At 38.4% G+C, this 14,195-nt stretch carries 14 protein-coding genes and 1 other annotated feature; all 14 genes read left to right on the plus strand.

Going from position 1 to position 14,195, the window contains the following annotated elements:
- Positions 1–11 precede the first annotated feature (11 nt).
- The 14 genes from mreC to FAZ25_RS05515 all read left to right on the plus strand — a co-directional run bounded on the left by mreC (position 12) and on the right by FAZ25_RS05515 (position 14,169).
- Entirely contained in the window at positions 12–869 is an 858-nt protein-coding gene (gene mreC / locus FAZ25_RS05450) for a rod shape-determining protein MreC (RefSeq protein ID WP_004901984.1), read from the plus strand.
- Positions 869–1,396, plus strand: a complete 528-nt coding sequence (mreD, locus tag FAZ25_RS05455; protein ID WP_048801495.1) for a rod shape-determining protein MreD — start codon at positions 869–871, stop codon at positions 1,394–1,396. The genes mreC and mreD overlap by 1 nt, the downstream gene beginning before the upstream one ends.
- Positions 1,397–1,438: 42 nt before the next feature.
- Positions 1,439–1,662, plus strand: a binding site (T-box leader).
- A gap of 173 nt (positions 1,663–1,835) precedes the next feature.
- Positions 1,836–2,477, plus strand: coding sequence for an amino acid ABC transporter permease (locus FAZ25_RS05460; protein WP_004901980.1), 642 nt, complete (start codon positions 1,836–1,838; stop codon positions 2,475–2,477).
- 3 nt (positions 2,478–2,480) lie between these two features.
- Complete coding sequence (locus FAZ25_RS05465; protein ID WP_048801496.1) at positions 2,481–3,119, plus strand: amino acid ABC transporter ATP-binding protein; 639 nt, start codon at positions 2,481–2,483, stop codon at positions 3,117–3,119.
- A complete protein-coding gene (locus FAZ25_RS05470; protein WP_085698678.1) occupies positions 3,119–3,970 on the plus strand; it encodes an amino acid ABC transporter substrate-binding protein in 852 nt (283 codons plus the stop codon). Before FAZ25_RS05465 ends, FAZ25_RS05470 begins: the two co-directional genes overlap by 1 nt.
- A gap of 124 nt (positions 3,971–4,094) precedes the next feature.
- A complete protein-coding gene (gene cls / locus FAZ25_RS05475) occupies positions 4,095–5,549 on the plus strand; it encodes a cardiolipin synthase (protein WP_040177250.1) in 1,455 nt (484 codons plus the stop codon).
- Positions 5,546–6,823, plus strand: a complete 1,278-nt coding sequence (gene yfmF, locus FAZ25_RS05480) for an EF-P 5-aminopentanol modification-associated protein YfmF (protein WP_085698743.1) — start codon at positions 5,546–5,548, stop codon at positions 6,821–6,823. Before cls ends, yfmF begins: the two co-directional genes overlap by 4 nt.
- The gene (gene yfmH / locus FAZ25_RS05485; RefSeq protein ID WP_012305369.1) at positions 6,820–8,091 is read left to right on the plus strand and encodes an EF-P 5-aminopentanol modification-associated protein YfmH; all 1,272 of its coding nucleotides are present in this window, start codon (positions 6,820–6,822) and stop codon (positions 8,089–8,091) included. Before yfmF ends, yfmH begins: the two co-directional genes overlap by 4 nt.
- A 14-nt stretch (positions 8,092–8,105) precedes the next feature.
- Complete coding sequence (locus tag FAZ25_RS05490) at positions 8,106–8,978, plus strand: RodZ family helix-turn-helix domain-containing protein (RefSeq protein WP_004904929.1); 873 nt, start codon at positions 8,106–8,108, stop codon at positions 8,976–8,978.
- Between the two features lie 10 nt (positions 8,979–8,988).
- Entirely contained in the window at positions 8,989–9,570 is a 582-nt protein-coding gene (gene pgsA, locus FAZ25_RS05495) for a CDP-diacylglycerol--glycerol-3-phosphate 3-phosphatidyltransferase (protein WP_012305368.1), read from the plus strand.
- A 130-nt stretch (positions 9,571–9,700) separates the two neighbouring features.
- The gene (gene recA, locus FAZ25_RS05500) at positions 9,701–10,846 is read left to right on the plus strand and encodes a recombinase RecA (RefSeq protein WP_048801498.1); all 1,146 of its coding nucleotides are present in this window, start codon (positions 9,701–9,703) and stop codon (positions 10,844–10,846) included.
- 111 nt (positions 10,847–10,957) lie between these two features.
- Entirely contained in the window at positions 10,958–11,647 is a 690-nt protein-coding gene (locus FAZ25_RS05505) for a response regulator transcription factor (protein ID WP_048801499.1), read from the plus strand.
- Positions 11,648–11,830: 183 nt separating this feature from the next.
- The gene (locus tag FAZ25_RS05510) at positions 11,831–12,742 is read left to right on the plus strand and encodes a phosphate ABC transporter substrate-binding protein (RefSeq protein ID WP_004901961.1); all 912 of its coding nucleotides are present in this window, start codon (positions 11,831–11,833) and stop codon (positions 12,740–12,742) included.
- A gap of 113 nt (positions 12,743–12,855) precedes the next feature.
- Complete coding sequence (locus FAZ25_RS05515) at positions 12,856–14,169, plus strand: cell wall metabolism sensor histidine kinase WalK (protein WP_080984258.1); 1,314 nt, start codon at positions 12,856–12,858, stop codon at positions 14,167–14,169.
- Positions 14,170–14,195: the final 26 nt, after the last annotated feature.

Below are 14,195 nucleotides of genomic sequence, written 5' to 3' on the forward strand. Positions count from 1 at the left end.
GGGACAACAACATGCGTAAAATATTTTCTTCACGTACCGTTGTGACAATGATTATTGCGTTTATTGTGATTATCGGATTAATCACAGGTTCTAACTGGTTAGCAAAACGTACCAACACACCGCCTTTTATTCAACGTTTTGGTAACGATTTGGCTGGGGGAGTCAGTCGTATTATTGCGGTACCTACGACAGCAATTGGGCGAACAGCCAATAGTATCGGTAATTTATTAGATACTTTTGAAGAAAACCGCACGTTAAAGTCAAAGCTCGACCAGTTTGCGCAAGATAAGGTGCGACTACAAACCGTTGAAGAAGAAAATCGATCACTGAAAAAACAATTAGGGCTACAGGCGACTTTAACCGACTATAAAACAGTTTCTGCTGTGACAATTAGTCGTTCACCGACAACTTGGCAGTCACAATTAGTGATTAATAAAGGCACGAACACTGGCTTAAAAAAAGGTATGCCAGTGTTGTCAGGTGCTGGAATTATTGGTCGTATTAGCGAAGTCAATACAACAAATGCAAAAGTGGCTTTAATTTCAGACACCAGTGAAGATGCTAATCGCTTTGCCATCACGATTAAGGGTGGTAGTGGCGATGTTAATGGTATTGTGACTGGATTTAATCGAGAGAAAAATCAATTAATTATGGGACAGGTTACCTCAGATAGCACAATTAAATCAGGTGATTTGGTTGAAACGTCTGGTTTAGGTGGTGTGATACCTGCTGGACTGTACGTGGGTAAAGTTGCGCGTGTGACAAAGGATGACTACGGTTTGTCAAAACGTATATATATTGAACCAGCAGCTGATTTGGGCAATATTACCACGGTTATGGTTGCTGTATCTCAGTTAGGAGCAAAATAATGGCATTTTGGCAAATAACACGGCTAAGGGTTGTTTATCCCGTTTTACTTGTACTACTTCTTTTTGTTGATGGCGCTTTGATGGCTGGTATGGGCGGTATTTTTACTGCTTTTCCTTGGCATGTTTTACCAGTGACGACTTTAATTTGGTTATTTTACGGTGTGCAGTTTGACGTTGAGGCGGATCTACCGTTCTGGCTTTACACTGTCTTAGTGGGTATCTTATTTGATATGTATTATACTGGCATTTTTGGGACCTACACAGTAGCCTTTGTTGCCGCGACAGCTTTAATGAAACAACTCAAGCGAGTATTAGATGAACGCTTATTAAGTGGGGCAACAATCTTTCTCATCGGTCTAGTCGTCTATTTGTTGATAACTTACTTTGCTGGCTTTGTCATTGGGATTGCCAATATCAGTGTTACCACTTTTCTTCTGTATGAAGTGTTGCCCACGGTAATACTAAATACTATAATTGCCACAGTTGGCTATTATCCCGTCTGGTCACTTTTTCAGTTTTTAAGATAGGACTTGACAAGTTGGCATAAAAAGGATATATTATTGTCAATATTAAAAACGTTGAGCAGAAGAGTAGTTTGATTAATTTTTCAGAGAGTTTGCGGTTAGTGTGAGCAAATAAATTATTCAGATGAACCACATCTGTGAGTATGTAGTTGAATTGAAGTAGGCTGCATCGGAAGTGCCCGTTATCGCATACAGTCTTTGGACTTATTGAGGTATTATCAGTGATGGTTAATACATTTAAGAGGTGGCACCGCGGTAACGCCCTCTGAGTAGTGATACTCGGAGGGCGTTTTTGCTACTATGACAAAGACTGAGTAAGTGATTTTGTGTGAGCAAGGTCAGAACATGAGGTGGCACCACGCTCGAGCGTCCTCTTGCAATATTTTGCAAGAGGGCTTTTTTAATATATAACATAATATTTAAATGTGATAAGGAGAAAAAAATGAACTATTTCCTCAATATTTTACCCAGCTTATTATCAGGCTTGAAAATGACACTGGGGGTGTTTTTTCTAACAATTGTTGGGTCTGTGCCACTAGGAATTATTGTTTCCCTAGGTATGAAGTCGGAGTACTTTACAATTCGTTGGCTAATTAATGGCTACATATGGATTATGCGAGGGACACCATTACTCCTTCAGCTCATATTTGTTTATTATGGTTTAGGCATGATGGGTATTACATTTCCTCGATTTGAAGCTGCTGCTATTGCCTTTATTATTAATTATGGCGCTTATCTAGCCGAAATATTCAGAGGGGGGTTACAAGCGGTACCCCGTGGTCAATATGATGCGGCTAAGGTTCTTGGGCTCAATAAAGTACAAACTTTTTTTAAGATTATATTGCCACAAGTTATTAAAATTGTTGTACCATCTTTTGGAAACGAGATTATCAATCTGGTGAAAGATACGTCGTTAGTTTATGTTATTGGTTTGGGTGATATTCTGCGCGCTGGTAACATTGCTGCAAGTAGAGATGTTACGCTAGTGCCTTATCTATTAGTCGGCATGATTTATCTGTTGATGACGGCAATTGTGACTGTGTTGCTAAAACAAAGTGAAAGTCGTTTGAATATTTGGAGGTAACTGATGTTAGAAATTAAAAACTTAACAAAAAAATATGCTGATAACACGATTTTTAAATCACTAGATTTAACTGTTCAAGATGGTGAAGTATTGAGTATTGTAGGCCCATCAGGTATTGGTAAAACAACCCTAATTAAAATATTAGCTGGCTTAGAAACAGCTGACAGTGGTGAAATTAAACTAAATCATGACGTGCTAGCAGTCGATGGTTCTAGATCTGATGCGAAAGTGGGCCTCATCTTTCAAGATTTTAACTTATTTCCAAATTATTCAGTTTTAGACAATGTGGCTTTGGCACCGATTAGTGTTATGAAATTATCGAAAAGCGAAGCAAGACAAGTAGCCAAACAATTATTGGAAACATTAGGTATGAGCGATAAAGTTACCCTCTATCCTTTCCAGTTATCGGGCGGGCAAAAACAACGAGTGGCGATTGCGCGAGCACTAGCGATGCAACCGCAGATTTTGGCTTATGATGAACCAACGAGTGGGTTGGATGAAGCGTCAACACGTCAAGTGGCTGAGGTTGTTAAGACATTAAAACAACAAGGTGTGACGCAGATGATTATTACACATGATCAATTCTTTGCCGAATTAGTGTCTGATCGTGTATTCGACTTTGCGACGGAGGTGAAACGATAATGGTCAGTATGAAACGTAAAATCATTGTGAACACGTTGGTTGGTTTAGCTTTTTTAGCCATTGTTATTTGGGCAATTCTGTCCCTTGGCGTTGGTAATAAGCAGAACAAAGACACGCAAGCTACAGCGCAAAAAGATGATTGGCAGCGTATTAAGCAAGAAAAACAAATTACTATCGGATTAGATGATACCTTTGTGCCAATGGGATTTAGAAACAAAGAAGGTAACATTGTGGGGTTTGATGTTGATTTAGCAAATGCAGTGTTTAAAAGCATGGATATCAAAGTTAAGTGGCAACCTATTGATTGGTCTATGAAAGAAACTGAACTAAACACGGGCAACATTGATGCGATTTGGAATGGCTATACTAAGACGACGGCGCGCGGTAAACAGGTAGCTTTTTCTGACACGTACCACCGAGCAACACAAGTTTTAGTGACATTAAAGAAAAATAATATTAATCGCTTTTCAGACATGAAAGGTAAAGTACTAGGAGATCAAACGGCTTCGAGTGGCGATGAGGGCTTTAATAAATACCCTGATGTTTTAAAACAGTACGTTAAAGACCAAAAAGTTGTTGGTTATGATACTTTTGATAAAGCATTTAACGATCTAAATGCTGGAAGAATAGATGGATTACTCATTGATGAAGATTATGCGCGTTACTATGTGGCCCATCAGCCAAACCCTAAAGATTATACTGTGACTGTTGGCGCATTTCCTGTTGATATGACAGCAGTTGGCTTCAGAAAATCGGATAATAAGTTGCGTGAAGCAGTTAATAAAGCTTTAACACAATTCAAAAAAGATGGCCGTTTACAACAAATTGAAAACAAATGGTTTGCTAATTAAAACACAAAATCAAAGCTAAACAATAGCTTTGATTTTTTCTTTAGAAAATAACGATCATTTTGTCATGAATGTCTGAAAAATGTTACACTAGTAGTATTATGAGTTGAGAGTCGAGAGGTGACAAATGCTGAGAGATTCATTGTGGATAATTGTGATTTTGCTTTTAATCGTCAATACCCTCGGTGCCATCGTGACTGTATTCAGTCAGAAAAGAGATATTGCAACAATTTGGGCTTGGTTATTAGTGTTAATAACGATGCCGGTTGTTGGCTTCTTTATTTTTTTTCTAGTTGGCAGTCGTATTTCCAATAAGAAAATATTTCGTTTGCGAACCCAAGAACAACGTGGGTTAGAACAGATTGCTGACAACCAAAGGCAACAATTACAAAAAATTGAACAATTGCTACCTGTTCCAGATGCTGCGTCAGAGCTAGTCAATTTATTTTTGTCATCCGATGAGGCCGTTTTAACACGTGGAAACGATATTAAAGTTTATAATAATGGCCAAGATAAATTTGCGGCGCTGTTCGAAGATATTAGACAAGCCAAACATCATATTCATCTTGAGTATTTCACAATTTATGATGATCATATAGGCAATCAATTGATTGATTTATTGACTGCTAAAGCACAAGAAGGCGTTGAAGTTCGCGTGATATTTGATCAATTTGGCTCACATGGTCAGCACAGACGGTTATACAAACGCTTAAGGCTAGCCGGTGGTATCGCTACATCATTTCTTATGAGACCGTTTCAATTGCTAACACTACGTTTTAACTTTCGAAATCATCGTAAGTTAGCCATTATTGATGGTATGATAGGGTATATTGGCGGTTTTAACGTGGGCGATCAATATCTTGGTCAATTCAAAAAATTTGGTCATTGGCGAGACACGCATTTGCGTATTCATGGTGATGCAGTCCTGTCTTTACAAAGTCGTTTTTTAATGGATTGGAATGCCACAGCCGAGCCTAATGAGCTGTTAGTTAAAACAACACAGTATTTTCCAGTGATATCAACATTACCTGGCCGTTCAATGGTTCAAATTGTATCGAGTGGGCCAGATAATGACATGAAGCAAATTAAACAGGGATTTATGCGAATGTTTGCTTCAGCTCGAACAGAAATAACAATTCAAACACCATATTTTATTCCGGATGCGGCTATTTTAGAGACATTAGAGATTGCTGTGATGTCAGGTGTACGTGTACGCCTAATGATTCCCGACCGCCCAGACCATCCTTTTGTGTATCGTGCAACGCAGTATTATGCGAAGGAATTAATTGATTTAGGTGCCGAAGTTTATCGTTATGATGGTGGCTTCTTGCATAGTAAAGTTGTTATCATTGATCATGAAATTGCCACAGTTGGTTCAGCGAATATGGATATTCGATCGTTTGCCTTGAATTTTGAAACCAACGCTTTCATGTATGACCCAGCGTTTGCTGGACAACTTGAAGCGCTTTTTGAACAAGATGTATCACAATCAACACAGTTAACAACTGTCGATTATGAGGAACAGTCTATTTGGATGACTATATTACAAAAATTCAGTCGTTTATTCTCACCAATATTATGAAAAAAATACAACTTAAACCAGGGGTGCACCTTGTTGTGATGCCCACAAAACAATTTAAAACACTAAACATTGCCGTCGATTTTGCAGCACCTTTGTTAGCAAGCACAACCTCGGCTAGGGCACTTTTGACGTACTTAACAGCGGTTAGTGCCCAAAAATATCCCAATCAACAAGCCGTGGCGCAAAAGACCATTGATTTATATGGTGCACAATATCAAACAGATGTCACGCGTTTTGGTCAGACACACCATATTCGCTATCAATTACAAATGCCAGCGCCCATTTATCTCAATTCTGCGGATGCAGGATATCATCTATTAACTGATGCTTTTGATTTTATGCGCGACATGATTTTTGAGCCCCTTGTTACTGACAAAGCTTTTAATCAGTCTGTGTTCCTGCAAGAGCAACAAAGTTTAATCAACGAAATCGATGGCTTAATTGACGATAAAAAACGTTATGCGGCACTAAAACTCAGAGAATTAACTTATAGTTTACCCGCAATGCAACGGCCTACATTAGGGACGGTTGAAGATGTTAAAGCGTTAACACCGGCTAGTGTGTATAGTGCTTATCAAAGTATGGTGACATCAGACGAAATTAATATTATTGTATTTGGGGATGTGTCTGAAACCGACATTCTACCTCTCTTAGATAAATGGCCACTTCATTCTCGTACACAGCAACCGCTTCAACCATTTTATAGGCAGGGTCTGCGCCCAGTTACGGTTGAAATTACTGAAACGCAAGCTAACTTAACACAGGCTGTCTTGATGTTAGCTTACCAGTTGAGTTTAGCGCCAGATGATCCTCAAAGATTTACAGCAGTTATTTTGAATGCGTTATTTGGTGGATCACCTTTGTCCAAATTATTTGCAAATGTACGTGAAAAATCGTCGTTAGCCTACACTATTTATTCACGATGGCAGCATGATACAGGCTTTTTAACAGTAGCCGCCGGACTGGCCTCTGATAAAGTTGGGTTAGCTGATCGCATGATACAGGCAGAACTTCAGGCCATTAAGCAAGGGAATATCAAACGAGAAATTCTCGAAGCCATTAAAACGAGTGTTGTCAATGATTATTTAAGTCAACAAGATTCACCTAATAGTGAAATGACCTTGGCTTTCTCAAGATTATTAACACGACGTGAAACGCCAACAAATGAATGGGTTAATGCCATTATGGCAGTTTCTGTGGAAGATGTCGCACAGCTAGCGCAAGCAGTTGTTTTACAAACACGATTTACATTATTGCCTGAGGCAGTCGAATGAAAGAACAACACTATCAACAATTACAAGAACATGTATTAACTGAAACGCTAGATAATGGCTTAAAAGTGGTCATGATACCAAAAGAGAATTACCACAAGACTTTCGCCGTATTGACAACGCCATTTGGTTCATTAGATCGTCATTTTAAAATCAATAATTCAGAAGTAATTGATATTCCTTCTGGGACGGCTCATTTTTTGGAACACAAGCTTTTTGAAAAAGAAAGCGAGGATGCTTTTAAACGATTCGGAGAATTAGGTGCTGATGCCAATGCTTTCACAACAGCTTATCAAACGAGTTATCTTTTTTCCACGACTGATAATTTTGAATTATCTTTAGTCCATTTACTAGATTTTGTTCAAACACCATATTTTAGTCTGCAAACGATTGCCAAGGAACAAGGTATTATTGGACAAGAGATACAAATGTATGAAGACGACCCCAACTGGATTGTATACATGGGATTATTGCAAATCCTGTATCCTAAGTCGCCATTGGCTGATGACATTGCGGGAACACAAAAGACGATTTCAAAAATCACACCGCAATTGTTATATAATATTCACAAAGCTTTTTACCAACCAAAGCAGTTAACATTACAAATTGTTGGTCATTTTGAGCCAAAAACGGTGCTGGCTTTAATTCGTGACAATCAAGCGCAAAAAAGTATTGAAGATATTCAAGTCGATAGTCTAGCTGATCAACTTGAAATACCAACTAAAGTCACAGAAATCAAACATTTCAATGTGGTGAGACCTAAGATTGCTTTGGGTATTCGTCTAGAAAATACTAATTTGAAGTCTATGGATGGTACCAAAGCAGGGTTAATAGCTGATATTTTAGCCGATATGATGTTTGGAGAGCAGACAGATTGGTATCAAAACCTGTATAATAAAGGTATTATCGATACTGAATTTGAGACATCATTTGATATAATCCGTGATTATCAATTTGTTAGTTTTTTTTCAGAAACGACGGAATATGAAGCTTTAACAGCAGCTATTCAAAATCAGATTGAAAATTATAAAGCGATATTGTCAGGACAAGAGTCAATGTTTGAATCCTTAAAGCGGGCAACGCTGGGTGAGGGTATTCAGCGTCTCAATAGTTTGGAAAGTATAGCGTTACGAGGGGATGACGTCTTATTCAATCACAACTTGTTTGATAAAATTATGTTACTTCAAGCACTAACATATACCGACATATTAGACTTTGCTAACAAAATCTATCAAAATGTTACACTACAGCGCTTTATCTTGAAGAAATAATAACTGGGAAAATTATGAGTGAAACTTTAACGAATCAAATAGGGGAACAACTTAAAGCTGCTCGTCTAGCTAAAAATATGTCTTTGGATGATGTCCAACAGATTACAAAAATTCAAGTACGGTACCTTGAAGCCATTGAAAGTAATAATCTCAGTGTCTTACCAGGGGACTTTTATGTGCGCGCCTTTATTAGGCAATACGCGTTAGCCATGGGTTTGAATCCTGAAGATTTATTGGGAGAAACACGCCCAGCTTCAATTTCACGAACAAATGATTTGAGTCGTGCGCACCGAGATAATGACGGTATTGTGCGTGCAGGAAATGATACACAATTATCCACAAAATCTCGTTTATCGAACTTGTTACCAACGATTTGGGTCATTTTATTAGTGGTCATTGGGTTAATTGTGGTATGGTTTGCTTTGACACACTTAACACAAGGCAAGCAGCAGTCAAATGACAGTGGCAATGTCTCAGTGTCAACATCAACGGTGCCAGCATCACAATCATCAAGCACAGCTGCTTCATCGTCAAGTCAAAAAGAAAAAAAGCCGGCTAAGCCAGCCTTGAATTTAGGAACGCCAGAGCAGAATACGGCGTTACAAACAACAATTTATAATATTTCTGGACAAAATAATACGGCGCATACTATCAAAATTAACGGTCAAGGTACAGGAACGAATGTTAAGGTGACAGTGGGACAAAATATTTTGTTTAATGAGATGGTTACCACAAATAAGTCAATTACTGTGCCTACTGGAACGAATGCTGTCAATGTTCAATTTACAAATGTTGGCAACGCAGTAATGACGCTTGACGATCAAAAAATATCAGTAATTAATACTGCGACACCGTTTTGGAATGTGTTAATTAACTTAAATAAGTAAAGAGGCAATGATGAATCTCCCTAATAAATTAACAGTTTTTCGAATTGTTTTAATCCCAGTTTTCATTCTTATTCTATCCGTACCCTATCAATGGTCGGTCATTAATATGGGATCTGTACATTTACCAGTTAATTGGCTAATTGCGGCAATTGTTTTTGCAGTGGCAGCGTTTACTGACTTTTTGGATGGTCAAATTGCGCGACGTCAACACCTTGTTACTAATTTTGGTAAATTTGCTGATCCTTTAGCAGATAAGTTACTGGTAATGACAGCGTTGATATTTTTAACGGGTTTCCATGTTGTACCAGCATGGATGACGGCAGTTATTATAATTCGTGAGTTAGCGATAACTGGTTTACGGACATTGATTGTTGAAAATAATGGGCAAGTGTTGGCAGCGCAGATGCCTGGAAAAATTAAGACATTTTCTCAAATGTTTGCCATTTTATTTTTGTATCTCAAAGACATGCCATTCACTTTTGTACATGTGCCTGTTGGTGGCATATTATTGTGGATTGCCGTTGTTTTCACCATCTACTCAGGGGTAGATTATTTTTGGCAAAATAGAGCAGTTTTTTCTGATGGTATGTAAAGCGCTAATAGCGCTTTTTTCGTCTAATAAAATAAAGGGGAACATAAACGAACAATTGTTCGTTTATTTGCTTGCTTTTACTGTCATAAACAGGTAAACTAATGAAGTAAGATAAAAGGAGTAGCCACACATGGTCACAAAAAAGACGACTAAAAAAGATGATAAAGATAGCCAAGCTAAAGGCCGAAAAGCCGCTTTAGATGAAGCCTTAAAAAAAATTGAGAAAAATTTTGGTAAGGGTTCAGTCATGGTTTTAGGTGACAATGCTTTGACGCAAATTGAGACTTATCCTTCTGGGTCGGTTAAGCTAGATGTTGCGTTAGGTGTTGGTGGTTATCCCAAAGGCCGAATTATTGAAATATATGGACCAGAATCCTCTGGAAAAACAACTTTAGCTTTACATGCGGTGGCTGAAGTGCAAAAGGCTGGTGGTACAGCAGCTTATATCGATGCGGAAAACGCTTTAGATGTAAAGTACGCTGAGGCATTGGGCGTACAAAAAGATGAATTGCTGCTATCACAACCAGATACTGGCGAACAAGGCTTAGAAATTGCTGATGCGCTAGTACAATCAGGTGCGGTCGATATTATTGTTGTTGATTCAGTCGCAGCCCTTGTACCTCGAGCTGAAATTGAAGGTGAAATGGGTGATTCGCATGTTGGTTTGCAAGCACGATTAATGAGTCAAGCGCTTCGTAAATTAGCTGGGACTTTAAATCGCACAGGAACCATTGCTATTTTTATTAACCAAATTCGTGAAAAAATTGGTGTGATGTTTGGTAATCCTGAGACAACACCTGGTGGACGCGCGCTGAAGTTCTATTCAACAATTAGACTTGAAGTTCGTCGTTCAACTCAAATTAAAGATGGTACGGATGTTACAGGTAACCTCACTAAGGTGAAGGTTGTAAAGAATAAAGTTGCGCCACCATTTAAAGTGGCAGAAATTGACATCATGTATGGCAAAGGTGTTTCTCAAACTGGTGAAATTTTAGATTTAGGTGCAGAACAAGAAATTATTCGCAAAGCTGGCGCTTTTTACTACTATGACGATGTGAAAATTGGTCAAGGCCGTGAAAAGGCAAAAGAATTTTTGGATGATCCAGAAAATGCCGATATGCGACAAACAATCTATGAAAAAGTTCGCAATGCTTTTGGTATAGGTGATGGTGAAACAGCCGAATCCGATGAGACGACTGCAGACAAGCAAAAAGGCGCTGAGACGATAGAACTTGCTAGTGATACAGATGACTTGACAGATGAGCCAATTGTATAATTCCTGTAAAGAATAAAAGGAAACGCTAGGGCGTTTCCTTTTTTTTTGTTACAATGCAATTAAGTAAAGAATTGGAAGGACTGCGCGCCATAAAAGGTGTGTCTGGAAATCATGGCAAAAATTTTAGTAGTGGATGATGAAATCGCAATCTCAACGTTGTTAAAGTATAATTTAGAAGAAAATGGTTATGATGTCACGGTAGCTTCTGATGGCCAAACAGCTTATGATTTAGCCAAACAAGAAAGTTTTGACGCTATATTGTTGGATTTGATGTTACCGGTCATTGATGGTATGACGTTATTAAAAAATTTACGTCAAGATAAAGTGAGTACGCCAGTTATTTTGGTTACTGCAAAGGGCGACGAATTTGATCGCGTTTTCGGATTAGAATTGGGCGCAGACGATTATATTACTAAGCCTTTCAGTCCACGTGAAGTGGTGGCACGTGTCAAAGCTGTTCTTCGTCGTTCACAGGTAGATCATCAAGTTTTGGCTGAATCAGATGTCATTAAGGTTCAAAATGTCGTCATTGACGATAACAAAAAAGTTGTGACTAGGGACAATCAGATTTTAACTTTAACCCCCCGCGAGTATGAGTTATTACTTTATTTTGCTCACAGAATTGGACGTGTAATCGACAGAGAAACAATTTTGACAGCTGTTTGGGGTTATGAATTCACTGGTGAAAGTCGAATGGTTGACATGCATATCAGTAATTTAAGAGAAAAAATCGAAACCAATCCTAAATCGCCACAATTATTAAAAACGGTTCGTGGGTTTGGCTATACATTAGTTGTGTAAGTCGTTATGTAAAGACGTTTTTACAAACATTTACATAACGACAACACTTTTGATGGGGATTCTTTGACATAAGGTATGTAGTATATAACTTGTAAGCAAGGACAGGCACCCAAGAGCCTCTACTACAACCCCTGTTTACACTACATACGCTTCTTTGAAGCCTAGTCAAAGGGAGAATCACTCATGAACAAAACAGTTGTCGGAATCGTAGGCGGTGTCGTTGTAATCGCAGCGGGTTTCGCGTTGTATAGTAGTGCCAATCATTCAGGTAATAGTGGTGCTAAAACATCATCAAGTGCAACAACCAAAGTTAGTGGTAAAGTGCTTGCTTTAGGTTCAACAGCTTTGCAGCCATTAGCTGAACAAGTTGCAACGTCTTTCCAAGAAAAAAATCCTGGTGCTACAATTACGGTTCAGGGTGGCGGTTCAGGCGCTGGTTTGAGTCAAGTTTCAAGTGGGTCAGCCCAAATCGGTAACTCAGATGTCTTTGCTGAAGAAAAGTCTGGTGTTGACGCATCAAAACTACAAGATCATAAGGTAGCAGTGGTGGGTATTGCTCCAGTTGTTAACTCTGAAGTACAAGTATCTAGCTTGTCAAAAGATCAGTTACGCGATATCTTCACAGGGAAAGTCACTAACTGGAAAGAAGTTGGTGGTAAAGATGAAAAAATTGTTGTGATTAACCGTGCAACTGGTTCAGGCACACGTGCGGTCTTTGAAAAGAATGTCTTAAACGGGCAAGCAGCCATTAAGACAACAGAACAAGATTCAAACGGTACGGTGCAAAAGATTGTTTCAACAACACCTGGTGCTATCTCATACCTAGCATTTGCTTACCTAGATGCTTCAGGTATCAAGGCACTGAATATTGATAAAGTAACTCCTGATAAGAAAAATGTCGAAGATAATTCATGGCCAATTTGGGCTTATGAACATATGTACACTAAGGGTTCTGCAACAGGAACAACTAAAGCATTCTTAGACTATTTCTTGACAAAAGATGTTCAAAAGACGTTAGTTCCTAAGTTGGGTTATATCGGCTTAACTGATATGAAGGTAACTCGTGACGCTGCTGGTAAGGTTACAAATAATTAAAAGATTCAAATTAACAAAGCTCGCGATAGCGAGCTTTTTTGTTATGATATAAATGAGGTAAAGACTAGATGAAAAAAAATAGCCTAAAATTTTTGAGTTTTTTATGTGTGAATATGAGCGTCATTTTATTGTTTAGCGTGTTGTTATTTCATCTCAGTGTTAAACAATGGCTTCTTTTATTATTGGCGATTTTTTTAGCAACTATTGGCGAATATGCTGTCTCACTTTTTTGGAATGGGCGAAGACAACGTGAAATAGATGTTATGACAAACCGCATGTTAGCGACTCAAAATAATGAAGAGCCACGTGGTGTATTAGCTGAACCACAATCACCCTACTATGATTTAATCAATGCCTTTAACCAGTTGCAAAGCTATGTTAAACATATGCAATCGACGATGCAACGTGATCTAGCAAATTATCAATCTTTATTAACTAGTTTACCCGTTGGCGTTATTCATGTTAACCGGCGGCATATTATCGATGTTTTTAATCAAACAGCAGCGGATTTATTAGCTGTAGATCGTCCTGAAACACCTATTGCTGAGAGCTTAGTAATTCGCCAATTTGCCTTATCAGAGCTAATTACTCAAACTTTTAATACCCAGCAAAACCAGCAAGCGATCTTAAATTTGGCAGTTGACAACGGTATGAAACAGTATGAAGTGAGCACATTTTATCAAAAAGGCGATGTTCAGCACGCTGAAGTCATGATTATTTTATATGATTTAACAACTGTTCTTCAAATTGAGCGTATGCAGTCTGACTTTCTAGCGAATGCGTCACACGAATTAAAAACACCTTTAACAGCTATTACAGGATTTATAGAGACACTTCAAGGTCCTGCTGGTGAAGATGCAACCACACGGCAACAATTCTTGCAAATTGTCTCTGACGAAGCACAACGACTATCCTTGTTAGTGAATGATATTTTGTCTTTATCACGTGCACAGCAACGTGATGATACACTACAAAAAGAATTAACAATTAGTGACATGATTGATAAACAATGGGAACAAATTGGAACACTCTACACAGATAAGGCCATTACTCTAAGAAACGATGTACCACGGGATTTTGTTGTCCATAGCATTTACGCAGATGTTAATACAATTTTGCAGAATTTATTAGTTAATGCTGTGAAATATAATGTTCAGGGTGGTAGCATTCAAGTGACAGCATTTAAGGACCATCAATATTGGCAATTGAATATTAAAGATACTGGCATTGGTATCCCAACGAGTCAGCAATCACGCATATTTGAACGCTTTTATCGTGGGGATGAATCACGACAACGTAAAATTGCAAATGGAACGGGTCTTGGCCTGGCAATTGTTAATGAAATCGTCAGTAAGCATAACGGGACGATTAAGGTTCAGTCGCAAGTCGGTGTTGGAACAGTTATGAGTATGACGATGCCATTGTAAACGTTTCCTTTACGATTTCTTTACAT

Origin of the sequence: Leuconostoc sp. LN180020, from assembly GCF_014844115.1 — a bacterium.
Lineage (GTDB): Bacteria > Bacillota > Bacilli > Lactobacillales > Lactobacillaceae > Leuconostoc > Leuconostoc citreum.